Origin of the sequence: Tomitella fengzijianii (assembly GCF_007559025.1) — a bacterium.
GTDB lineage: Bacteria > Actinomycetota > Actinomycetes > Mycobacteriales > Mycobacteriaceae > Tomitella > Tomitella fengzijianii.
Genome location: NZ_CP041765.1, coordinates 2,263,787 through 2,285,432, shown reverse-complemented (window position 1 = coordinate 2,285,432; position 21,646 = coordinate 2,263,787). Strand labels below are relative to the sequence as shown.

22 protein-coding genes are annotated in these 21,646 nt (G+C 69.9%); 14 read left to right on the top strand and 8 right to left on the bottom strand.

All coding sequences use genetic code 11. The features are described from left to right. Positions 1-38: 38 nt before the first annotated feature. The 4 genes from dapA to FO059_RS10360 all read left to right on the top strand — a co-directional run bounded on the left by dapA (position 39) and on the right by FO059_RS10360 (position 7,013). Positions 39-947 carry a 4-hydroxy-tetrahydrodipicolinate synthase gene (dapA, locus tag FO059_RS10375; RefSeq protein WP_143908559.1) on the top strand — a complete coding sequence of 303 codons (909 nt, stop codon included), beginning with the start codon at positions 39-41 and terminating at the stop codon, positions 945-947. Next, entirely contained in the window at positions 944-2,848 is a 1,905-nt protein-coding gene (locus FO059_RS10370; RefSeq protein WP_233266942.1) for a ribonuclease J, read from the top strand. Before dapA ends, FO059_RS10370 begins: the two co-directional genes overlap by 4 nt. 114 nt (positions 2,849-2,962) lie before the next feature. Beyond that, entirely contained in the window at positions 2,963-5,605 is a 2,643-nt protein-coding gene (locus FO059_RS10365; RefSeq protein WP_143908557.1) for a DNA translocase FtsK, read from the top strand. A gap of 256 nt (positions 5,606-5,861) precedes the next feature. Beyond that, entirely contained in the window at positions 5,862-7,013 is a 1,152-nt protein-coding gene (locus tag FO059_RS10360) for a TerC family protein (RefSeq protein ID WP_143908555.1), read from the top strand. A 101-nt stretch (positions 7,014-7,114) separates the two neighbouring features. Here the strand turns inward: FO059_RS10360 and FO059_RS10355 are convergent, their stop codons facing one another. After that, positions 7,115-7,690: an amino-acid N-acetyltransferase gene (locus FO059_RS10355; RefSeq protein WP_143908553.1), complete on the bottom strand. Its 576-nt coding sequence runs from the start codon at positions 7,688-7,690 to the stop codon at positions 7,115-7,117. Positions 7,691-7,809: 119 nt separating this feature from the next. Here FO059_RS10355 and pgsA point away from each other — a divergent pair, with 119 nt between their 5' ends. The 4 genes from pgsA to FO059_RS10335 all read left to right on the top strand — a co-directional run bounded on the left by pgsA (position 7,810) and on the right by FO059_RS10335 (position 10,426). Further along, positions 7,810-8,550 carry a CDP-diacylglycerol--glycerol-3-phosphate 3-phosphatidyltransferase gene (gene pgsA / locus FO059_RS10350; protein ID WP_143908551.1) on the top strand — a complete coding sequence of 247 codons (741 nt, stop codon included), beginning with the start codon at positions 7,810-7,812 and terminating at the stop codon, positions 8,548-8,550. After that, the gene (locus tag FO059_RS10345) at positions 8,547-9,110 is read left to right on the top strand and encodes a CinA family protein (protein ID WP_233266943.1); all 564 of its coding nucleotides are present in this window, start codon (positions 8,547-8,549) and stop codon (positions 9,108-9,110) included. Before pgsA ends, FO059_RS10345 begins: the two co-directional genes overlap by 4 nt. A gap of 29 nt (positions 9,111-9,139) precedes the next feature. Then, a complete protein-coding gene (locus FO059_RS10340) occupies positions 9,140-9,478 on the top strand; it encodes a helix-turn-helix domain-containing protein (protein ID WP_143908548.1) in 339 nt (112 codons plus the stop codon). 186 nt (positions 9,479-9,664) lie between these two features. Further along, the gene (locus FO059_RS10335; RefSeq protein ID WP_143908546.1) at positions 9,665-10,426 is read left to right on the top strand and encodes a PspA/IM30 family protein; all 762 of its coding nucleotides are present in this window, start codon (positions 9,665-9,667) and stop codon (positions 10,424-10,426) included. A 56-nt stretch (positions 10,427-10,482) separates the two neighbouring features. Here FO059_RS10335 and FO059_RS10330 read toward each other — a convergent pair whose 3' ends face one another. Genes FO059_RS10330 through FO059_RS10320 form a run of 3 tightly spaced genes read right to left on the bottom strand, consistent with a single transcriptional unit; the run spans position 10,483 to position 12,433 of the window. Beyond that, positions 10,483-11,130, bottom strand: coding sequence for an energy-coupling factor transporter transmembrane component T family protein (locus tag FO059_RS10330; RefSeq protein ID WP_143908544.1), 648 nt, complete (start codon positions 11,128-11,130; stop codon positions 10,483-10,485). Beyond that, the gene (locus FO059_RS10325) at positions 11,127-11,807 is read right to left on the bottom strand and encodes an energy-coupling factor ABC transporter ATP-binding protein (RefSeq protein ID WP_143908542.1); all 681 of its coding nucleotides are present in this window, start codon (positions 11,805-11,807) and stop codon (positions 11,127-11,129) included. The genes FO059_RS10330 and FO059_RS10325 overlap by 4 nt, the downstream gene beginning before the upstream one ends. A 5-nt stretch (positions 11,808-11,812) precedes the next feature. Beyond that, a complete protein-coding gene (locus tag FO059_RS10320; protein ID WP_233266944.1) occupies positions 11,813-12,433 on the bottom strand; it encodes a biotin transporter BioY in 621 nt (206 codons plus the stop codon). Between the two features lie 262 nt (positions 12,434-12,695). Here FO059_RS10320 and FO059_RS18375 point away from each other — a divergent pair, with 262 nt between their 5' ends. The 5 genes from FO059_RS18375 (at position 12,696) to FO059_RS10300 (ending at position 16,447) form a co-directional block, all read left to right on the top strand. Then, complete coding sequence (locus FO059_RS18375) at positions 12,696-12,872, top strand: hypothetical protein (protein ID WP_168226612.1); 177 nt, start codon at positions 12,696-12,698, stop codon at positions 12,870-12,872. Positions 12,873-13,017: 145 nt separating this feature from the next. Next, positions 13,018-14,208, top strand: coding sequence for a glycosyltransferase (locus tag FO059_RS10315; RefSeq protein WP_143910644.1), 1,191 nt, complete (start codon positions 13,018-13,020; stop codon positions 14,206-14,208). A 72-nt stretch (positions 14,209-14,280) separates the two neighbouring features. After that, complete coding sequence (locus FO059_RS10310; protein WP_143908538.1) at positions 14,281-14,475, top strand: DUF3046 domain-containing protein; 195 nt, start codon at positions 14,281-14,283, stop codon at positions 14,473-14,475. Between the two features lie 362 nt (positions 14,476-14,837). Further along, a complete protein-coding gene (recA, locus tag FO059_RS10305) occupies positions 14,838-15,878 on the top strand; it encodes a recombinase RecA (RefSeq protein ID WP_143908536.1) in 1,041 nt (346 codons plus the stop codon). A 5-nt stretch (positions 15,879-15,883) separates the two neighbouring features. After that, positions 15,884-16,447, top strand: coding sequence for a regulatory protein RecX (locus FO059_RS10300; RefSeq protein WP_143908534.1), 564 nt, complete (start codon positions 15,884-15,886; stop codon positions 16,445-16,447). A gap of 15 nt (positions 16,448-16,462) precedes the next feature. Here FO059_RS10300 and FO059_RS10295 read toward each other — a convergent pair whose 3' ends face one another. From FO059_RS10295 to FO059_RS10280, 4 genes are all read right to left on the bottom strand, one after another. Beyond that, positions 16,463-17,395 (bottom strand): amino acid ABC transporter permease, encoded by a 933-nt coding sequence (locus tag FO059_RS10295; protein ID WP_143908532.1) that lies wholly within the window; start codon positions 17,393-17,395, stop codon positions 16,463-16,465. Next, a complete protein-coding gene (locus FO059_RS10290) occupies positions 17,392-18,078 on the bottom strand; it encodes an amino acid ABC transporter permease (protein ID WP_168226611.1) in 687 nt (228 codons plus the stop codon). Before FO059_RS10290 ends, FO059_RS10295 begins: the two co-directional genes overlap by 4 nt. Before the next feature lie 46 nt (positions 18,079-18,124). Next, a complete protein-coding gene (locus tag FO059_RS10285; protein ID WP_199257092.1) occupies positions 18,125-18,910 on the bottom strand; it encodes a glutamate ABC transporter substrate-binding protein in 786 nt (261 codons plus the stop codon). A gap of 168 nt (positions 18,911-19,078) precedes the next feature. Further along, the gene (locus tag FO059_RS10280; protein WP_143910642.1) at positions 19,079-19,807 is read right to left on the bottom strand and encodes an amino acid ABC transporter ATP-binding protein; all 729 of its coding nucleotides are present in this window, start codon (positions 19,805-19,807) and stop codon (positions 19,079-19,081) included. A gap of 214 nt (positions 19,808-20,021) precedes the next feature. Between FO059_RS10280 and miaB the strand changes: the two genes are divergently transcribed. After that, positions 20,022-21,596 carry a tRNA (N6-isopentenyl adenosine(37)-C2)-methylthiotransferase MiaB gene (gene miaB, locus FO059_RS10275; RefSeq protein WP_143908528.1) on the top strand — a complete coding sequence of 525 codons (1,575 nt, stop codon included), beginning with the start codon at positions 20,022-20,024 and terminating at the stop codon, positions 21,594-21,596. The last annotated feature ends 50 nt before the right edge of the window (positions 21,597-21,646 follow it).

Below are 21,646 nucleotides of genomic sequence, written 5' to 3'. Positions count from 1 at the left end.
TGCTGTCGCCGTGGGCGGACCGGGTAGCGTTGACGCCCATGAGCACCGCTAGCGCGTCGCGCGCCGCCGAAACCCGGTTCGGCACGGTTCTGACCGCCATGGTCACCCCCTTCGCCGCGGACGGCACGCTGGACCTCAAGGCGGGCTCGCGGCTGGCGCGGCACCTCGTAGACAGCGGCTGCGACGGTCTCGTGCTGGCGGGGACCACGGGGGAGTCGCCCACCACCACCGAAGCGGAGAAGATGCAGCTGCTCGACGTGGTCCTCTCCGAAGTGGGGGACCGTGCGCGCGTCGTGGCGGGGGCCGGCAGCTACGACACCGCGCACAGCGTGGAGCTGGCGCGTGACGCGGCCGCGGCCGGCGCGCACGGGCTGCTGGTGGTCACGCCTTACTACTCGCGGCCCCCTCAGCGCGGTCTTTACGAACATTTCATGGCGGTGGCCGATGCCACCGACCTCCCGATCATGCTCTACGACATCCCGCCGCGGTCGGTCGTGCCCATCGAAACGGACACCCTCCGACTGCTGTCGGATCATCCGCAGATCCTCGCCGTCAAGGACGCGAAGGGCGACCTGAACGCCGGAGCCGACCTGATCGCGAACACCTCGCTGTCGTTTTATTCGGGCGACGACCCGCTCAACCTGCCGTGGCTCGCGGTGGGCGCGGTCGGGATGGTGAGCGTCATCGGGCATCTCGCGGCCGGGCGGCTGCGTGACCTGTACAACGCGGTGCGGGCGGGGGACCTGACGCGGGCGCGTGAGATCAACGCGTCGCTGTTGCCGCTGGTGCACGCCGTGAGCGCACTCGGCGGCGTGTCGGCGTCGAAGGCGGGGCTCCGCCTGCTGGGTATCGACGCGGGGGAGCCGAGGCTCCCGCAGATACCCCCCACACCACCGCAGATCGAGGCATTGGAGGCGGACATGCGTGCAGCGGGGGTGCTGGCATGAGCGACGCGAAGAACAACAACGCGAAGAACAACAACGCGAAGAACAACAACGCGAAGAACAACAACAAGGCCACCAAGGCCGACGGGACGAAATCGGTGAACACGGGTAACAAGAGTCGGGGCAGGGGCGGTCCTTCGCGCAAATCGCAGGGGCGCGGGACGGGACGCCCGCAGGCGAAGCCGGACGGTCCGCGGGGGGCTGTCGGCACCGCTCCGGCCACCCGGCTGGGCTCGCCGCCGAAGCTGCCGAAGAACGGGCTGCGCATCGTGGCGCTCGGCGGCATCGGCGAGATCGGCCGCAACATGACGGTCTTCGAGTACCGGGGCAAGCTGCTCATCGTCGACTGCGGCGTGCTGTTCCCCGAGGACACGCAGCCGGGCGTCGACCTGATCCTGCCGGACTTCTCCTACATCGAGGACCGCGCGGACGACATCGAGGCGGTCATCCTCACGCACGGTCACGAGGACCACATCGGTGCGATCCCCTTCCTGTTGCGGCTGCGGGAGGACATCCCGATCGTCGGCGCGCAGTTCACCCTCGCGCTCGTGTCCGCCAAGTGCCGCGAGCACCGCCAGCACCCCAACCTGGTGCTGATCGCCGAGGGCGAGGAGACGACGCACGGCAACTTCCGCTGCCGGTACTACGCGGTCAACCACTCGATCCCCGACGCGATCGCCGTCGCCATCGACACGCCCGCGGGCCGGGTGCTGCACACCGGCGACATCAAGCTCGATCAGCTGCCGCTCGACGGGCGCCTGACCGACCTGGGCGGGTTCTCCAGGCTCGGGGACGAGGGGGTGGACCTGTTCCTGGTGGATTCCACCAATGCCGAGGTGCCCGGATTCGTGATGCCGGAGCGCGACATCGGCGGGGTGCTGGACACCGTGATCGGCAAGGCCCGCCAGCGGGTGATCGTCGCATCGTTCGCGAGCCACGTGCACCGCATCCAGCAGGTGGTGGACGTGGCACACCGGTACGGGCGGCGCATCTGCTTCGTCGGCAGGTCGATGGTGCGCAACATGGCGATCGCCGAGGAGCTCGGATACCTGACGGTGCCGCACGGGATCGAGGTGGACATCGATACCGCTGCGAGCCTGCCGGACGACAAGCTCGTGCTGATCTCCACCGGCTCGCAGGGTGAGCCGTTCTCGGCGCTGTCGCGGATGGCGCGCGGCGACCACCGCCAGATCAACGTGCGCGGCGAGGACCTGGTGGTGCTCGCGTCGTCGCTGATCCCGGGCAACGAGAACTCCGTGTTCACGGTGGTGAACGGGCTGGCCAAGCGCGGTGCCACGGTGGTGACGCAGCAGAACGCCAAGGTGCACGTGTCCGGGCACGCGTCCGCCGGCGAGCTGCTGTACCTCTACAACGCGGTCCGCCCGCGCAACGCCATGCCGGTGCACGGCGAGTGGCGGCATCTGCGGGCCAATGCCGCGCTCGCCGCCGCGACCGGCGTACCGGAGGATCGGATCGTGCTCGCGGAGGACGGCGTCGTCGTCGACCTGGTCGACGGCATGGCGTCGATCAGCGGGCAGGTGCCGGTGGGGCACGTGTACGTCGACGGGCTCTCGGTGGGCGACGTGGGCGAGTCCACCCTGTCGGACCGCCTGGTGCTCGGCGAGGGCGGGTTCATCTCCATTTCCGTCGTCGTCGACCGCGACACCGGCCGTGCGGTGAGCGTCCCGCAACTTTCGGGCCGCGGGTTCTCCGACAACCCGCATGCCCTCGCCGAGGCCGTCAAGCTGGTCGAATCGGAGCTGGGGAACCTCGCGGCGGAGTCCATCACGGACACGCACCGCATCGCACAGGCCGTCCGTCGCGTGGTGGGCCGGTGGGTGGCGGACAAGTACCGCCGCCGGCCGATGATCGTCCCGAACGTGGTCGCCGTAAGTCAGCTCTGACCTGCGGATCCGCATGATCCGGCGTGCGCCGTCGGGCGCGATGCGGGTGTGGGATGCGTCCCCGGCCGTGTTGCGGATGGGTGTCGTGGGGCCTCTGCGACTAGCCTGAGGGGCATGGCAGGAAAGTCGAGCACCTCGAGCCCCGCAAAGAAGTCGACCGGCACGCGCACCGCGACCCGGCCGGCGTCTCGCTCGGGCGGCTCGAAGGGCCGGGCCCCCGGCAGCCGCGCGTCGGGTTCGCGGCCGGCTGCGCGTTCGGCTTCCCGTCCGTCGAAGGGACGGGGGGCCTCCGGGACGCGCGGCGCGTCGCGCGGAACCGCCAGGAAGGGTTCGGGCGGAGCCGTGCGCAGGGCGGCCGGCTCGGTGTGGTCGGCGACGGCGCGCGGCGTGGGCGCCACCACCCGCGCGGTGAGCCGGGCGAAGGACATCGACGCCGGGCACCGTCGCGACGGCATCGCGCTCGCGCTGATCGCGGCGGCACTGGTGGTGGCCGCGGCGTCGTGGATCGACGCGGGCGGCCCGGTGGGGGAGTGGGTCGATACCGGGGTCCGGTACGTCATCGGCACCGGCGCGGTACTCCTGCCGCTGATCCTCGTCGGCGTGTCGGTGGCGCTGATGCGTTCCGAGCCGCGGCCCGACACCCGCCCGCGGCTGGTCATCGGTTCGATCCTGATCGCCGGGGCGGTGCTGGGCATCTGGCACATCGCCGCGGGCATGCCCGTCGACGCCGACGGCCGCGCCGCTGCGGCCGGGTACGCGGGGTATGCGGCCGGCGGCCCGCTCACGACCGGTCTCACGGCGTGGTTGTCCATCCCGCTGCTGGCGATCATCGGCGTTTTCGGCGTCCTGCTGATCGCGGGTCTCACCGTCCGCGAGGCGATGTCCGGGGTGGCCGGGCTGGCGGGTGGCCGCAGGCGGCGCGACCCGGACGACGACTACTTCGACGAGTACGACGACGGCCCGTCGCCTTACGACCGTTCGCCGTACGACAACTATCCCCTCGACGAACCCGACATCGACGACGGTGCCGACGCAGGTTTCGCGCACGACGACGAGCAGCCGACCCTCAAGCTCGACACCGGATCCGACGCGGGCCGGGGGCGCGGCGCACCGTCCGCGGCGCCCACGCCCCCCGCGCCGCCGCGTGCACGGCCCCGGCCCGCGCCGACACCGCCGCCGCAGCCGGCCGCGGAGGCCGATGCCGACGACGAGGGACCGCTGATTCCCGACCCGCCCCGGGACGGCGACGAGAACTACGTGCTGCCGCCGGCGAACCTGCTGCTGGCCGGCGATCCGCCCACCGTGCACAGCAAGGCCAACGACGCGATGATCGAGGCGATCGACGGCGTTCTCGAGCAGTTCAAGATCGATGCCGCCGTCACCGGCTTCACCCGCGGGCCGACGGTCACCCGGTACGAGGTGGAGCTGGGCCCCGGTGTGAAGGTCGAGAAGATCACGGCGCTGCACCGCAACATCGCGTATGCGGCGGCCACCGACAACGTGCGGCTGCTGGCGCCGATCCCCGGCAAGTCGGCGGTGGGCATCGAGGTGCCCAACGCGGACCGGGAGATCGTCCGGCTGTCCGACGTGCTCGCGGCCCCGTCCACCCGCAAGGACCGGCACCCGCTTCTGATCGGCCTGGGCAAGGACATCGAGGGCAACTACATCAGCGCGAACCTCGCGAAGATGCCGCACCTGCTGGTCGCGGGCGCGACGGGCTCGGGCAAGTCGAGCTTCGTCAACTCGATGCTGGTCTCGCTGCTCGCGCGGGCGCGGCCCGACGACGTGCGGCTGATCCTCATCGACCCGAAGATGGTGGAGCTGACGCCCTACGAGGGGGTGCCGCACCTGATCACGCCCATCATCACGCAGCCCAAGAAGGCGGCCGCCGCGCTCGCGTGGCTGGTCGAGGAGATGGAGCAGCGCTACCAGGACATGCAGGCAAGCAGGGTGCGGCACATCGACGACTTCAACAAGAAGGTGCGCAGCGGCGAGATCACGACGCCGCTGGGGTCCGAGCGCGTCTACCGGCCGTACCCGTACATCGTGGCGATCGTCGACGAGTTGGCGGACCTGATGATGACGGCGCCGCGCGATGTCGAGGACGCGATCGTCCGCATCACGCAGAAGGCGCGCGCGGCCGGGATCCACCTGGTGCTGGCCACGCAGCGGCCTTCCGTGGACGTGGTGACCGGCCTCATCAAGACCAACGTGCCGTCGCGCCTCGCCTTCGGCACGTCGTCGCTCACCGATTCGCGGGTGATCCTGGACCAGCCCGGCGCCGAGAAGCTCATCGGCATGGGCGACTCGCTCTTCCTGCCGATGGGGGCGGGCAAGCCGACACGCCAGCAGGGCGCCTTCATCACCGACGAGGAGATCCAGGCGGTCGTCGACTTCACGAAGAACCAGGCCGAGCCGGAATACGCCGAGGGCGTCACGGCCGCGAAGGCCGGGGAGAAGAAGGACGTCGACCCCGACATCGGCGACGACCTCGATGCGTTCGTGCAGGCCGTGGAGCTGGTGGTCACCAGCCAGTTCGGCTCAACCTCGATGCTGCAGCGCAAACTGCGCGTGGGGTTCGCCAAGGCGGGGCGGCTGATGGACCTGATGGAGACGCGCGGCGTGGTGGGCCCCAGCGAGGGTTCGAAGGCCCGTGAGGTCCTGGTCAAACCCGACGAACTCGACGGTCTGCTGTGGTCGATCAAGGGCGGCGGCCCCGAGCCCGCCGAGGAGCCCGCGCACGAAGGGGTGCACTGAGTCGGCGTTGCGATCCGGACGGTGCAGCGCAGGCGTGGCCCCGACGAAATGTGCCGCCGCTGCCGACCCTGTAGGATCGGGATCCGATGGAGGGGAGTATCCCCGGACTCGCGAACATGTCGTCAGCACGTTCGTATCGCTCGGCACCCACGTGCCGGGGGGATGCGGACCGGCGTGGTCGGTCGCCGCAGCCCAGGGCCGCAGTGGCGGGAGAGACCTCCGGCAGTCTTGAACGGATTACCGGAGGTCTATCTACGTGGACGTTTCCATACTCGTCTGGGCGATCACCGTCGTGGCGGTCATCGGCGTGTTCGTGTTCGATTTCTACACGCACGTGCGCACTCCACACGCGCCGACTCTGCGTGAATCAGCCACATGGTCGCTGGTCTACATCGGCCTCGCCTGCCTGTTCGGGCTCATGGTCTGGTGGGTGTGGGGCGGCACCTACGGCGGCGAGTTCTTCGCGGGCTATGTGACGGAGAAGGCGTTGTCGGTGGACAACCTCTTCGTCTTCGTGGTCATCTTCGCCAAGTTCTCCGTCCCGCGTGAACTCCAGCAGAAGGCACTGCTGCTGGGCATCGCCATCGCGCTGGTGCTGCGCGGGATCTTCATCGTGCTCGGTTCGGCCGCGATCAACGCCTACGCCTGGGTGTTCTACATCTTCGGCGCGATCCTCCTGTACACGGCGATCAACCTCATGCGTGAGTCGCTCGGCGCCGACAAGTCGGACGACGACGCCGATCCCGAGGGCGGCCGCGTGATGCGGATCGTCGGCAAGGTGCTGCCCACCACCACGGAGTTCCACAGCGACCGCCTGGTCACCAAGATCGACGGGCACCGGATGGCGACCCCGCTGCTGGGCGCGCTGGTGGTCATCGGCGTCACCGACGTGCTGTTCGCCCTGGACTCGATCCCCGCGATCTTCGGCCTCACCCAGGAGGCCTACCTGGTATTCACCGCGAACGCGCTGGCCTTGATGGGGCTCCGGCAATTGTTCTTCCTGCTCGACGGACTGCTCGACCGGCTCGTGTACCTCTCGCACGGCCTGTCCGTGATCCTGGGGTTCATCGCCGTGAAGCTGGTCCTGCACGCCCTGCACGAGAACACGCTGCCGTTCATCAACGGCGGCGAATCGGTCCACGTGCCGGAGATCTCCACGGGCCTGTCGCTCGCTGTGATCGCCGCGACGTTGGTGGTGGCGACGGTGGCCAGCCTGATCAAGTCCCGCCGCGGCGGCGGTTCGGGCGGCGCGGTCCCTGCGGCCGCCTCGGGAACCGCCGGCCCGGGCGACCGGCCGGACGCCACCGACCCGGAGGACACCGCGGACGGCGAGGGGTCCACTGCCGGCAAGGGATCCGACGCGGTGCCGGGCGCCGACGGGGACGGGACCCGCGGCCCAGGGCAGTGATCGTGGCTCCCTCGTCCGCCCCGCGCCACGACCTGTGGCGCGCGGCGGAGTGCCCGGGGCCCGCAAGAACGGCCGATGCGACGGCGTCCTGGGCCGGCCGCTCAGTCCAGGGTGGCCAGCATGCGGGTGTTGCCGAGCGTGTTGGGCTTGACGAAGCTCAGGTCGAGGAACTCGGCGACGCCCGTGTCGTAGGAACGGCGCATCTCCTCGTACACCTCGGCCGTCACCGGCGTCCCCTCGATGACGTCGAAGCCGTGCCGGCGGAAGAACTCCACCTCGAAGGTGAGGACGAAGACCTTTGTCAGGCCCAGCTCGTGGGCGGTGGCGAGCAGGCGCTCCATCAGCAGGTGGCCCGCGCCCATGCCCTTGACCACGGGGTCGACGGCCACGGTGCGCACCTCGCCGAGGTCCGACCACATGGCGTGCAGTGCGCCGCAGCCCACCAGCGCACCGTCGTGTTCGACGACCCAGAACTCCTGCACGCTCTCGTAGAGCGTGACGAAGTTCTTCTCCAGGAGGATCCGGCCCGCGTAGTAGTCGACCAGCGCCTTGATCCCCGGGACGTCGGCAGTGCGCGCCCGCCGCACGTGCAGGCGCGCACCGGGCGGCTCGCCCGGGGCCGGCCTGCCGGAGGCGGGCGCGGCGGCATCGCGGCGGGACTGCCGACTGGTGGTCATGCACTCAGCGTAGCGACCGGCCCACCCGATAGGCTCTCAGACGTGCCCGTTCTGTTGCCGATGACGCGTCGTCGCCTCCCGATTCCGTTCGGGTCATGCGTTGTGCCGGAGGCCGGGGAATGACTGCGGAGGATGCGTCGCGGCCCGGGGCGTCGGCGTCGCGCCCGGCCACCGTGCCCGGGCCGGCCGGCGTGCGGTCGGAGGTGCCGGTGGTCAACCTCGCCAACATGCTGACAATGCTGCGGATCCTGCTGGTTCCGGTGTTCCTCGTCGTGCTGTTCCTGGGCGACGGGCATGACACCGCGGCCAGGATCGGCGCTGCCGCGGTGTTCGCGCTCGCGGCGCTCACCGACCGCATCGACGGTGAGGTGGCACGGCGTCGCGGCCTGATCACGGACTTCGGCAAGATCGCCGACCCCATCGCCGACAAAGCCCTCATCGGTGCGGCACTGGTGGGACTGTCGGCGCTCGGCGACCTGAGCTGGTGGATAACCGGGCTCATCGCGGCGCGTGAACTGGGCGTGACACTGCTGCGGTTCGTCGTCATCCGGCATGGGGTGATCCCGGCCAGCCGCGGGGGGAAGCTCAAGACCCTCGTGCAGGTGGCCGCGATCTTCCTCTATCTGCTTCCGCTGCCGGAGGCCGCGAGCCCATACCTGCTGGCGCTGATCTGGGTCGCGGTGGCGCTGACCCTGGCGACGGGTGCGGATTACGTGGTGCAGGCCGTCCGGTTGCGCCGGCGTGGGCACGCGCTGCGCGCGGGTGCCGGCGGAACCGGGGACACCGGAGCAGGAGAGCGCGGGGGCGGTGCGGGGGACTCCGGCGCCGCGCCCGGGCACGAGGACGTGGCGGCGTCGTGACGGTTCACTCCACCGCAGACCCGCTGGTGCCCGGCACGGCCGCGCCGGAACTGGTGCGCGAGCTGACCGGGCGTGGCGAGACGATGGCGACCGCGGAATCGCTCACGGCGGGCCTGGCGGCGGCGACGATCGCGGGGGTGCCGGGCGCGAGCGTCGTACTGCGCGGCGGACTCGTCGTCTACGCGACGGAGCTGAAGGCGCTTCTCGCGGGAGTGGACGGCGCGGTGCTGGACGAGTTCGGGCCGGTCTCGCCGCAGACCGGCCGTGCCCTCGCAGTGGGGGCCAGGGATCGCTGCGGCGCGGACTGGGGAATCGGACTCACGGGGGTCGCCGGCCCGGCGGAGCAGGACGGACATCCGGCGGGGACGGTGTTCCTCGGTATCGTCGGCCGGCGTTCGAGTAATGTGGTGCGCCTCCGGCTGCACGGCAACCGGTGGCAGATCCGGCGGGCGGCGGTCGTCGCGGCGCTCGCGGGGTTGCTGGGGGCGGTGTCGCCGAGTGCTCCGGGACCTGCCGGCGGGAGGCCGGCGGGAACGGATGGCGCGGCGGATGCGTTGTAGTAGGTGAAGGGTCCAGAGTGGAGGGCGAGATGACACTGCTGTTGCGTGAAGCCATCGGCGACAGTCTGCGCCGTCGGCGTACGACTCAGAGCCGCACACTGCGTGAGGTGTCGACGTCCGCGCAGGTGAGTCTGGGCTACCTCTCTGAAGTCGAACGCGGTCGCAAGGAGGCGTCGAGCGAGCTCCTCGCCGCCATCTGCAAAGCCCTGGAGGTGCCCATCTCCGATGTCCTGTTCGAGGTGAGCGTGTCGATGTCCGGCGACGCGCCGGTGCCGGTGACCACGGAAGTCGCGGACGGCGTGGGCGCGACGGCGCCGAGGATGGTCATCCCGCAGGGCAAGATCGACGTGCCGGTGTTCGCGGCGTAGCGCGCAGGCGGCGGCTTGCGCATATGCTGGGCACCGGAGATTCCGGGTCCGGCGCGGGCGGCACCTCGCAGGGTGGCGGCCGCGTCCGGGCATCCCGGCCCGCCGTACTTACGGCGCTGCACACGATCGCCGTCGGCATTCGCGCACGGCGGCGGCACTGAACCTAGAGGAGACGGGGACTAACCGATGGCCAACCCATTCGTCAAGGGCTGGAAGTATTTGATGGCGTTGTTCAACGCCAAGATCGATGAGAACGCCGACCCCAAGGTGCAGATCCAGCAGGCCATCGAGGATGCGCAGCGCCAGCATCAGGCGTTGTCCCAGCAGGCCGCCTCGGTGATCGGCAACCAGCGCCAGCTGGAGATGAAGCTCAACCGGCAGCTCGAGCAGGTGGAGAAGCTGCAGGGCAACGCGCGCCAGGCGCTGGCGATGGCGGACCAGGCGCACAGTGCGGGGGACGAGGCGAAGGCCACCGAGTATGAGAACGCGGCCGAGTCGTTCGCGGCGCAGCTGGTCTCCAGCGAGCAGAGCGTCGAGGACCTCAAGAGTCTGCACGACAGTTCCCTGAGCGCTGCTGCGGAGGCCAAGAAGGCGGTCGAGCAGAACGCCATGCGCCTGCAGGAGAAGGTCGGCGAGCGCACCAAGCTGCTCAGCCAGCTGGAGCAGGCGAAGATGCAGGAGAAGGTCAGCGATTCGATGCGCTCGATGACCGAACTCTCCGCGCCGGGGAACTCCCCGTCGCTCGATGAGGTCCGGGACAAGATCGAACGCCGCTACGCGACCGCGCTGGGCTCCACCGAGCTGGCCAAGGGCTCGGTGCAGGGCCGGATGGAGGAGGTCAAGCAGGCCTCGGTCCAGATGGCCGGCCACAGCCGTCTTCAGGAGATCCGCGCGTCCATGCAGGGCGAGATCGGCCAGGGGAAGACGGAGGACAAGACCGGTTCGTAACCGGGGCGCAGACGTGCGGGCCCCGCGGCGGTATCAGCGCCGCGGGGCCCGCACATCTAGCATGGTGCGTCGTCCCCGCCGTCGCGCGCGGTGGCGGCCGGATCGTCGAGGCTGCGCGCGATGAGCGCGTCGCCCAGCGCGTCCGCGCGCCGTAAGGCGCCCACCACCACCGGCACCGCGAACGCACGGAGTGAGAAACCGAGCCCTCGGGCGCGCCGGGCCTCGGAGACCGACGAGACGAGTTCGCCCAGGAGCGGGATGCACCGGATGGTCATCGCCAGCACCAGGCCCACCCTGTCGGGGTCCACGCCGAACCTGCGCAGCGGGCCGACCACGCGCGTGGTCAGGTCGAGCATGTCGGTGACGCGGGTGGTGAGGGTGACCAGCGCGGCGCCGAGTACCGACAGCAGCAACACCCCGCAGACGACGAGCGTCCGCCGCCAGTCCGTGAGGATGAGCTGGAACACCGCGATGACGAGCAGCATCCACAGCATGGGCCGCACCTGCCGCAGCAGGGTCGGCGGCCTGATCCGGGCGACGGCGGCGGCGAAGGCGAGCACGGCGGCGGGGATGACGAGTTCCCAAGGCCGGCGGACCAGGACCGACATCGCGACGATGAGGATGACCAGTCCGGCGAGCTTGACCCCGGCGGGCATCCGGTGCATCGCGGACGTGCCGGGGATGTAGACGCCGAGCGCGCTCATTCCGCCAGTCCGCGGTAGTGGCGTAGTGCCGGCCCCGGCGTGTCGTCGGCCACGACCCGTCCGTCGTCGATGACGAGTACCCGATCGAAATCCGCCAGCAGATCCAGCTGGTGCGTGACCACCACGACCTGCTGGCGCAGCGCGGCCAGCGTGTCGGCGAACCTACGCGCATTGCGCAGGTCGAGCAGCGTGGTGGGTTCGTCCGCGACGAGGATGTCGGGTTCGGTGACGAGGACCGCGGCCAGCGCCAGCAGTTGCTTCTGCCCGCCCGACAGCAGATGGCAGGGGTGATCGGCGTGATCGTGCAACCCGAAGGCGTCGAGGACGTCGTCGACCTTGCGGCGCCGTTCGTCCTTGCCGAGCTTGCTGCGCCGCAGCGAGAAGGCGATGTCCTCTGCGACCGTGGGCATGACGATCTGATTGTCCGGGTCGGTGAAGACGAACCCCACCCGACGGCGGATCGCCGCCGCCTTCTTGGCGGTGTCGAGGCCTTCGACGAGCACGCGCCCCCGAGTGGGGGTCTGCAGCCCGTTGATCATGCGGGCGAGCGTGGATTTTCCGCTTCCGTTGCAGCCGACGATGCCCACGCGGTGTTCCGTCAGGGTGACGTCGATGCCGCGGAGCACCCGGCGTTCGCCGAAGTCATGGTGGACGCCGTCGAAACGGATCTCGCTCATGCGCGTCAGTGCGCGGCGAGTGCGGACGCGGACTCGCTCCGGCGGCGGACGGGCGCCGGGATGACCCCCGGATACGCGCGGTGCACCTGGGCGGCGACGGCTGCGGTCACTGCGGCCTTGATGACGTCCCCGGGCACGAAGGTGAGGTTGGCCAGCAGCGCGCCGCCGATGCCCATGTCGGTGCGCAGCAGCATGCCGGCGATGCCGAAGACGTACATCACCACGATGCCGCCGAAGATGTTGACGGCGAATCCGGTGAAGAAGCGGTACCGGGGCATCATTCGGGCGGTGAGCAGGCCGATGACGAGCGCGGCGGGAATCCATCCGATGAGGAATCCCGCGGTGGGGGACGAGAGCGACGTGAGGCCGGTCCGGCCGCCGGCGAGAACCGGCAGTCCGGCGATGGAGAGCGCGAAAACGACCAGCACTGCGAGCGTGCCCTTGCGGGCGCCGAGGATCGCGCCGGCGAGCATGATGCCCATCGACTGCAGCGTGATGGGGACCCCGGAGGATCCGATCGAAAGCTGACCGGGCAGACCCAACGCGACGATGAGCGCCGCGAACACGGCGATCTGCGCGAGATCCCGCGCGGTGAGGCGCGGGGCGGTGAAGGTTCGTCGGGTCACAGCTGTCTGCTCCTGTCGTGACGCCGGGCCCGGGCCCAGCCCGGCGGACCCGTCCAGCATATGGCGTCGGCACCGGCGCGGGCCCGGTGCCCGCCGGTGCCGACGCCGCGGCGGCCTGTCCGGCCCCTCGGTGATGTCCCTGATCTTTCCCCCGAACCGGCCGCGGAAGGTTCCGGTCCGTCGCGGCGAACGGGCATGCTGGAGTCGTGGGCCGCCGGAGCTGTGAATATCCTGGCCCCTATCGAGCAGAGGTGGTTGGAAGATGTTCTGGAAGGTGCTGGCCGGAGTCGTCGCAGTATGGCTGTTGTTCGTGTTGCTGGGAGTGATCCTCAAGGGCCTGTTCTGGCTGGTGACCGTCGCTGTGATTGCCGCGGGCGTCTATCTGTTGGTGAAGATGTTCTCGGATTCCTCGGACGAGACGGCCGGCAGAGGCAGGTGAACCCTCGGCCGTGGGGCATGGGGGCGGCGTGCTGCCGGCCGGGCGTGGCTACGGTTACCGGGTGACGGAAACCACTGCGTCCGCGGAGTCCGGGCCGGGTTCCGGCGTGCACGACGCGTCCGCCCCGGGAGTCGTGGCGCCACGCATGGCGGAGGCCCGCGGCGAGCGCGTCGTCGTGATCGCGGGTCCGGAAGCCGGTCACGCGATCCCCGCGATGGAGCTGTGCCGCAGGCTGGCGGCGGCGGGGGCGCGCCCCGTGCTGATGACCGGCGAACGGTGGGCCGGGTCCGCCCGCGCCGAGTCGGTGGAGTTCGCGCACCTCCGGGGACTGGCGCCGGATGCGGACGACGACGACGCGGACGAGGGCACCAAGCTGCACTCCCGCGCGGCCCGAATGGCGGCGTTGATCGTCGACGACGTGCGCGTGCTGCGGCCCCAACTCGTGGTGGCGGACACGATCACGGTGGCCGGAGGCATGGCCGCGGAGTTGCTCGGGATCCCCTGGGTGGAATTGATCCCGCACCCGCTCTACATCCCCTCACGCGGGTTGCCCCCGCTGGGCAGCGGGCTCGCAGTGGGTGAGGGAGTGCGAGGACGGCTGCGCGATGCTCTGCTGCGCGCCGCCACACGCCCGCAGCTGCGCAACGGGCGACGGCAGCGGGAGGCGGCGCGCCGCGGGATCGGGCTTCCCGACCGTGAACCCGGCCCGGACGCGCTGCTGGTCGCTACGCTGCCCGCCCTCGAGCCGCACCGGCCGGACTGGCCCGACGCCGCGTACGTGGTGGGGCCGCTGGTGTGGGACCCGTCGGAGGACGAGGCCGAGCTTCCGCCCGGGTGGGGGCCGCTGGTGCTCGTTGCTCCGTCGACCGCGACCAACTCGGGCACACCGATGGCCGAGGTGGCGCTGCGTGCGCTCGCTCCCGAGCGGATGGGCGGCAGGCCCGTGCGGGTGGTCATCACGACCTTCGGCGCGGTCCCCGAAGATCTGCCCGAGTGGGCGCGTGCGGGCCGGACACGGCAGGACGCGGCATTGCGCGAAGCCGCGGTGGTGGTCTGCGGCGCGGGCCACGGGATGCTGGCGAAGGCGGTCGATGCGGGCGCCGCCGTGGTGGCGGTGCCCGGCGGGGGCGACCAGTGGGAGCTCGCGTGCCGAGCCGAGAGGCAGGGGATCGCGGTGACGGTGCGGCCGCTCACCGAGGACGCGCTGACCGCTGCGGTGACCTCGATCCTCGATCGGCGGGAGGAATTCTCGGCCGCCGTCGAACGCGCGCGCTCCGGCGCGCGCCGGACCGTGGATCCCGTCGAAGTGTGCCTGCGGGTGGCGCGGCGGGGCTGACGCGCTGCGGAGACGTTTCCCGGCGGTCCTGTCCGGCGCCGCCGGCCGCCGGAGCGGGGGCTACGGTGTGGTGTGCGACTTTCGGAGTTCCGTGAACTGGTGGACGAAGAGTTCGGGAGGTTCACCGCGACATCGATGCTGGTCGATCACGTGTTGACCGAACTGGACGGCCGCACGCCGTCGCAGGCCATCGAAGACGGCGTGGCCCCGCGCGAGGTCTGGCGCGCGTTGTGCAAGGACTTCGACGTGCCCCGCGCCCGGTGGTGAGAGGGCCATGGCGTGTCGCGGCGTCGGTGATCGACATCGAACACGCGTTCTTATATGGTTGAGGTCTACAGCGCATGGGGCTTGATCCCGTGCGGACACCTGCACAGAAGTCTGCGGCACGCCCCGCTATCACGGGCCGGCGCTGAGGGCGCGCCCGATCCGGCGGTCATCCACAGGCCCGCCGGGTTTTCCACAATCCGGGCCGCGATGCGGCGCGTGGGGAGCGGAGCTGTCGGTGCCGGCGTTTAGCCTTTCGGTATCGGTGGTGACGCGGGCCGCGGGGCACGTGACGACGGCCGGCCTGGAACGTATGGCACATGCAAAGGCACATGCCCGTGGGGCGTGTTCGACAAGGAGGCACGATGGCTCAGGCGAACGACCGCGACAAGGCGCTCGAACTGGCGCTCGCGCAGATCGACAAGAACTTCGGCAAGGGTTCGGTGATGCGCCTGGGTGACGACGCGCGTCAGCCTGTCGCGGTGATCCCGACCGGGTCGATCGCCCTGGACGTGGCATTGGGCATCGGCGGGCTGCCCCGCGGGCGCGTCGTGGAGATCTACGGCCCGGAGTCCTCGGGTAAGACCACCGTCGCCCTGCACGCCGTCGCCAACGCGCAGGCCGCCGGCGGCATCGCTGCCTTCATCGACGCCGAGCACGCCCTGGATCCGGACTACGCGGGCAAGCTCGGCGTGGACACCGACGCCCTGCTGGTCTCGCAGCCGGATACCGGTGAGCAGGCGCTGGAGATCGCGGACATGCTCATCCGCTCCGGTGCCCTGGACATCCTCGTCGTCGACTCCGTGGCGGCGCTGGTGCCCCGGGCGGAGATCGAGGGGGAGATGGGGGACAGTCACGTGGGCTTGCAGGCACGGTTGATGAGTCAGGCGCTCCGGAAGATGACCGGCGCGCTCAGCAACTCGGGCACCACGGCGATCTTCATCAACCAGCTCCGCGAGAAGATCGGCGTCATGTTCGGCTCGCCGGAGACGACCACAGGCGGCAAGGCGCTCAAGTTCTACTCGTCGGTGCGTATCGACGTGCGCCGCATCGAGACGCTCAAGGACGGTGGCGACGCGGTCGGCAACCGCACTCGGGCCAAGATCGTCAAGAACAAGGTGGCGCCTCCGTTCAAACAGGCGGAGTTCGACATCCTCTACGGCCGCGGCATCAGCAAGGAAGGGTCGCTGATCGACATGGGCGTGGAGCAGGGCTTCATCCGCAAATCGGGATCCTGGTACACCTACGACGGGGAGCAGCTGGGGCAGGGCAAGGAGAACGCGCGCAAGTTCCTGCTCGAGAACGTGGACATCCGTGACGAGGTGGAGAAGAAGATCAAGGAGAAGCTCGGGATCGGCGCCGTGCTGACGGATGAGGATGCCGCCGTGACGCCCGTCGAGTTCTGAGTGCGGTGAAATCGGAGCGCGCACCACACGGCGACCGGGCGGACGCTCAGCGCCGCGGCGGCGAAGGGAGTGAGCGCAGCCGTGCCTACGAGGCGTCGCTGCGCCTGCTCGCGGCACGCGCGCGCAGCCGTGCGGAACTGGCGGACCGTCTCCAGCGCAAGGGATATCCGGAGGCGGTGGTCGGCCCGCTGCTCGACGATCTCGAACGTGCCGGGTTGATCGACGACGCCGACTTCGCAGCCCAATGGGTGTACTTCCGACATCGTGACGGGGGGCGTTCGCGCCGCGCCCTGGGGATGGAGCTGCGAAGCAAGGGCGTGGATGGCGCGGTGATCGAGGAGGCCGTCGCCCAGATCTCCGACGACGACGAGTGCGCCCGCGCAACCGAGCTGGTACGTCGGACGCTCAGGCGTCGGCGACCGGCAGCCGGGAGCGACGCCGAGCGCCGCGAGCAGCGCCGGCTTGTCGGCATGCTCGCGCGCAAAGGCTACGGCAGCGAACTCGCCTACACGGTCGTGATGGACGAATGGCGAGCGGTCGCGGCGGAACGCGCTGCCGCCGGGGACTGATCCGGCGACAGTGGCTCAGTCCCCGGGACGCCGCCCGGTCGTGCGATCCTGCGCGAAGTCGTCCACACCGGGTGCCCCGTCGAACATGTCGGCATCGACAGGGGTGACCTCCTGCGAGCGTCCACCGCCGGAGCCGCGCGTGCGCAGGCGCCGTTCGAGCCACGTCGCGAACGTCGTCAAAGCGAAGTTGATCGCCACCATGATCACACCCACCACGATCAACGCGGCGAAGAAGTTCCGGTAATAGGACGCGGACTGCTGACCGCTGCGGATCAACTCGATGAAGCCGATCTGATAGCCCAACGCCGAGTCCTTCAGCGCGATCACCATCTGCGAGACGAGTGCCGGCAGCATCGCCGTCACGGCCTGCGGCAGCTCGATCAGGCGCATCGCCTGGCCGCGGCGCAGACCCAACGATGATGCGGCCTCGCGCTGCCCACGCGGCAGCGAAAGGATCCCGGCCCGCAGGATCTCCGCGATCACCGAACCGTTGTAGAGCGTCAACCCCACCACGACGGCGGCCAGCGGCAGCTGCCCGGAAGGGAACACCCCGTAGAACGCGAAAACCTGATAGGCGAAGATCATCATGATCAGCACGGGGATCGCGCGGAACACCTCGACGATCGCGCCGCACACCCATCGGATCGGGCGGTGCACCGACAATCGGCCGATGCCCAGCACCGCGCCGAGGACCAGGGCGAACACGATCGAAAGGGCCGCGGCCAGCAACGTGCCCTTGAGCCCGGGCAGCAGATACGTGGTCCAGGTGGTGCCGATCGTGAACGGTTCCCAGTTCCGCGCTTCGAACTGGCCGTTGTCGGCCAGCGTGCGCGCGGCGATGCCCACCAGCACCACCACCAGCAGGCAGAACACCACGGCGACTATGCGGTAGCGCCATCGGGCGCGTGGGCCGGGGACGTCGTACAGGACGCTGGGTTCGCTGCTCATCGCTTCACCGCCAACTTCTTGCTCGCGTAGCCGAAGGCGAACCCGATCGGCAAAGTCAGGATCATGAAGCCGATGGCGAAGATGCCGAACACGGAGAACAACTGGTCCGATTCGTTCTCGATCATCTCCTTCATCAGCAGCGCGGCCTCGGCCACGCCGATCGCGGAGGCGATCGTCGTGTTCTTCACGAGCGCGATCAGCACGCTGCCCAGCGGTGCGATCACGGATCTGAACGCCTGCGGCAGCACCACCAGAGTGAGGGTCTGTCTGAACCCGAGGCCCAGCGAGCGGGCCGCCTCGGCCTGCCCGATCGGCACTGTGTTGATGCCGGACCGCAGCGACTCGCAGACGAACGCGGAGGTGTAGAGGACGAACCCGAGCACCGACAGCCAGAAGCCGTTGTCGCGGATGAACGTCGGCGAGCTCTCGCTGGTGAAATGGATGCCCAGGTTCTGGTACAGCCCCACCGAGCAGAACACGATGATCAGCGTCAACGGCGTGTTCCGGAACAGGTTCACGTACCAGGTGCCGAAGAAGCGCAGGACCGGTACGGGCGAGACCCGCATGCCGGCGAGGATCGTCCCCCAGACGGTGGCGCCGATCGCGGACCAGAACGTCAGGCGGATCGTCACCCAGAACGCGTCGAGCATCGCATCGCCGTAGGTGTCGAAGAGCGAGTTCACTGCGGTTCACCTCCCGGGACGGGTGCGTGGATGTGGTGGTGGATCATCAGTACCTGTTCACCTGCGGAGGGTCGGGAAGCGGGAATCCGGATCTGCCCATCGTCTGCTCCAGCGCCGCCCTCCACGCGCCGGTCACGATCATGTCCTCGATGGCGTCGTTGATGGCGTCGCGTGCCGCATCCTGGCCCTTGGCCAGGCCCACGCCGTACTTCTCCGTGGTGAACGGCTCGCCGGCCAGCTTGAACTCGCCCGGGTACTGCGCCGCGTAGCCGGCGAGGATGATGTCGTCGGTGGTCAGCGCGTCCACCTTGCCGCGGGAGAGCGCCTCCACGCACGACGAATAGCTGTCGAACTGCTGCAGCTGCACGCCCGGGTACATCTCCTTGACGTTCTGCGCCGACGTCGAACCCGCGACGGAGCAGAGCTTCTTGCCTTTCTCCAGCGACTCCGGGCCCGTGATGTCGGTTTCGTCCGCGCGCACCAGCAACGACTGGCCCGCGATGTAGTACGGCCCCGCGAAGTCGACGGCCCGCAGGCGCGACTCGGAGATGGAGTAGGTGGCGACGATGAAATCCACCTCGCCGTTCTTGATCAGCGTCTCGCGCTGCGGCGACGGGGCCTCCTTCCACGTGATGTGGTCGGCGGGAACGCCCAGGTATTGCGCGATGTACTCGGCGACCTCGATGTCGAAGCCGGTCATCTGCTTGTCCGGTTCGCGTAGACCGAGCCCCGGCTGGTCGTACTTGACACCGATCGTGAGATGGCCGGCCTTCGCGTCCGCGAGCGGGTCGCGCGGCTCGGTGCTGCCGCAGCCGGCCACCGCGGAGAGCATGACGGCGGTCAGCGCCGCGGTCAGCGCTGTGACGAGCCTGCGACGGCGTCGAGGTGTCAGGTGCATGGGAGGTGCCTCTCGTCCACGGGGAACGCGGTCGTGTGTGGGTGGCTGGGCGGTCGAGCGGAACGAACGACCGCCGCGTAGGGCACCGTCGCCGCCCGGGGACTAGTGGCCGTGGATCTTGCTCAGGAAATCGCGGGCGCGGTCGGACCGGGGCGAGTCGAAGAACTCGTCGGGGGTGGTGTCCTCGACGATGGCGCCGTCGGCCATGAAGATCACGCGGTCGGCGGCCCTACGGGCGAAGCCCATCTCGTGGGTGACCACGATCATCGTCATACCTTCACCCGCCAGTTCGACCATGACCTCGAGCACCTCGTTGACCATCTCCGGGTCGAGCGCCGAGGTCGGCTCGTCGAAAAGCATCACCTTGGGGCCCATCGCCAGCGAACGGGCGATGGCCACCCGCTGCTGCTGGCCACCGGACAGTTGCGCCGGGTACTTCTCCGCCTGGTTCTCGACCCCGACACGCGCCAGCAACTCGTGTGCGCGGGCGCGGGCCGTGGCCTTGTCCGTGCCCCGCACCTTCATGGGGGCCAGCATGACGTTCTGCAGCACCGTCTTGTGCGCGAACAGGTTGAACTGCTGGAACACCATGCCGACGTCGGCGCGCAGGCGCGCCAGGTCCTTGCCCTCGCGGGGCATCTGCGTGCCGTCGATGCTGATGGTTCCCGAGTCGATCGTCTCAAGCCTGTTGATCGTGCGGCACAGGGTGGACTTGCCGGAGCCGGACGGGCCCAGGAGCACCAGCACCTGCCCCGTGGGCACCTGCAGGTCGATGTCGCGCAACACATGCAGATCGCCGAAGTGCTTGTCGACGGAGCGCATATCGATCATCGGCGTGGCTGGGGTGGTCCCCGCTGGACCGGTGGCCGGATCGGTCGTCGTCATGGGTCTTTACACTAGAGGCTGCCCGGTCGTGACGCGGCACAAGCCGCGCTCTCGTCCTGCCCGCGCCACGGCAGGGGCCGGCCGCGGAAACCGCCCGCCGGTGCCGGCGCGTCCGGCCGGCGAAGAATCCAAGAATCAAGGAATCGAGGGACCACGGGCCATGTCGGATCTTCCCAGCGGTGAGGTGTTGCCTGCGGATGCGGCGACGGTGGGCGCGGAGCTGCCGCGTGCACGCAGCTACGAGATCCGAACGTTCGGGTGCCAGATGAACGTGCACGATTCCGAGCGGCTGGCGGGCCTGCTGGAAGACGCGGGCTACGTGAAGTCCCCGGATGACCGCACGGCTGACCTGGTCGTGTTCAACACCTGCGCGGTGCGGGAGAACGCGGACAACAAGCTCTACGGCAATCTCGGCCGCCTCCGGCCGGCGAAGGACGCCAACCCGGACATGCAGATCGCGGTGGGCGGCTGCCTGGCGCAGAAGGACCGCGGGATCGTCGTCGACCGGGCGCCCTGGGTGGACGTCGTCTTCGGCACGCACAACCTCGGCTCGCTGCCGGCGCTGCTGGAGCGCGCCCGGCACAACCGGCGCGCCGAGGTCGAGATCCGCGAGTCGCTCGAGGCGTTCCCCTCCACGCTGCCGGCGCGCCGCGATTCCCCCTATTCGGGGTGGGTTTCGATCTCCGTGGGGTGCAACAATACGTGCACCTTCTGCATCGTTCCGACGCTGCGCGGCAAGGAGGTGGACCGGCGTCCCGGCGACGTGCTGGCCGAAGTGCGCGCACTCGTGGACCAGGGCGTGCAGGAAGTGACGCTGCTGGGGCAGAACGTCAACGCGTACGGCGCGTCGTTCGCCGATCCGGAGCTGCCGCGCGACCGCGGGGCGTTCGCGTCGCTGCTGCGCGCGTGCGGGGGCATCGACGGCCTCGAACGCGTGCGTTTCACCTCGCCGCATCCGGCCGAGTTCACCGACGACGTCATCGAAGCCATGGCCGCAACCCCCAACGTGTGCCCGCAGTTGCACATGCCGCTGCAGTCCGGCTCCGACAGGGTGCTGCGCGCCATGCGGCGTTCCTACCGGAGCAGGAAGTTCCTCGGGATCATCGACAGAGTGCGCGCCGCGATGCCGGACGCCGCGATCACCACCGACATCATCGTCGGTTTCCCCGGCGAGACCGAGGAGGACTTCCAGGAGACCCTCGAGGTGGTGCGCCGCGCCCGTTTCTCCAGCGCGTTCACCTTCCAGTACTCCATCCGCCCGGGGACCCCGGCGGCGGACATGCCCGACCAGGTGCCCAAGGAGGTCGTCCAGGAGCGCTATGAGCGTCTGATCGCGCTCCAGGAGCAGGTGAGCCTGAGCGAGAACAGCACGCTCGTCGGCCGAGAGGCGGAGCTTCTGGTCGCCGCCGGAGAGGGACGCAAGAATGCGGCCACCGCGCGGATGAGCGGGCGGGCGCGCGACGGCCGGTTGGTGCACTTCGATCCGCGGCATTGCGGGCTCGAGGGGGGGAGCGGCGAGATCCGCCCCGGCGACTTCGTCACGGTCACCGTCACCGACGCGGCTCCCCACCACCTCATCGCCGACTCCGGGGTGCGCGCGTACCGCCGCACGCGGGCGGGCGACGCGTATGCGGCGGGGCGGTCGCCGAAGACCGCTCCGGTGGGGGTGGGGTTGGGGCTGCCCTCGGTGGGGGAGCCGGCCGCGGCACCCGCCGCTCCCGCATGCGGGATGTGAGCGTGCCCCGACCGGCCGGGCCATGGCACCGGGCCACGGCGCCATGGCCG

Coding starts and splice junctions, on each gene's coding strand:
- dapA (WP_143908559.1), top strand. CDS start 39: ATGAGCACCGCTAGCGCGTCGCGCGCCGCCGAAACCCGGTTCGGCACG.
- FO059_RS10370 (WP_233266942.1), top strand. CDS start 944: ATGAGCGACGCGAAGAACAACAACGCGAAGAACAACAACGCGAAGAAC.
- FO059_RS10365 (WP_143908557.1), top strand. CDS start 2,963: ATGGCAGGAAAGTCGAGCACCTCGAGCCCCGCAAAGAAGTCGACCGGC.
- FO059_RS10355 (WP_143908553.1), bottom strand. CDS start 7,690: ATGACCACCAGTCGGCAGTCCCGCCGCGATGCCGCCGCGCCCGCCTCC.
- pgsA (WP_143908551.1), top strand. CDS start 7,810: ATGACTGCGGAGGATGCGTCGCGGCCCGGGGCGTCGGCGTCGCGCCCG.
- FO059_RS10340 (WP_143908548.1), top strand. CDS start 9,140: ATGACACTGCTGTTGCGTGAAGCCATCGGCGACAGTCTGCGCCGTCGG.
- FO059_RS10335 (WP_143908546.1), top strand. CDS start 9,665: ATGGCCAACCCATTCGTCAAGGGCTGGAAGTATTTGATGGCGTTGTTC.
- FO059_RS10330 (WP_143908544.1), bottom strand. CDS start 11,130: ATGAGCGCGCTCGGCGTCTACATCCCCGGCACGTCCGCGATGCACCGG.
- FO059_RS10325 (WP_143908542.1), bottom strand. CDS start 11,807: ATGAGCGAGATCCGTTTCGACGGCGTCCACCATGACTTCGGCGAACGC.
- FO059_RS18375 (WP_168226612.1), top strand. CDS start 12,696: ATGTTCTGGAAGGTGCTGGCCGGAGTCGTCGCAGTATGGCTGTTGTTC.
- FO059_RS10315 (WP_143910644.1), top strand. CDS start 13,018: ATGGCGGAGGCCCGCGGCGAGCGCGTCGTCGTGATCGCGGGTCCGGAA.
- recA (WP_143908536.1), top strand. CDS start 14,838: ATGGCTCAGGCGAACGACCGCGACAAGGCGCTCGAACTGGCGCTCGCG.
- FO059_RS10295 (WP_143908532.1), bottom strand. CDS start 17,395: ATGAGCAGCGAACCCAGCGTCCTGTACGACGTCCCCGGCCCACGCGCC.
- FO059_RS10285 (WP_199257092.1), bottom strand. CDS start 18,910: ATGCTCTCCGCGGTGGCCGGCTGCGGCAGCACCGAGCCGCGCGACCCG.
- FO059_RS10280 (WP_143910642.1), bottom strand. CDS start 19,807: ATGATCGATATGCGCTCCGTCGACAAGCACTTCGGCGATCTGCATGTG.
- miaB (WP_143908528.1), top strand. CDS start 20,022: ATGTCGGATCTTCCCAGCGGTGAGGTGTTGCCTGCGGATGCGGCGACG.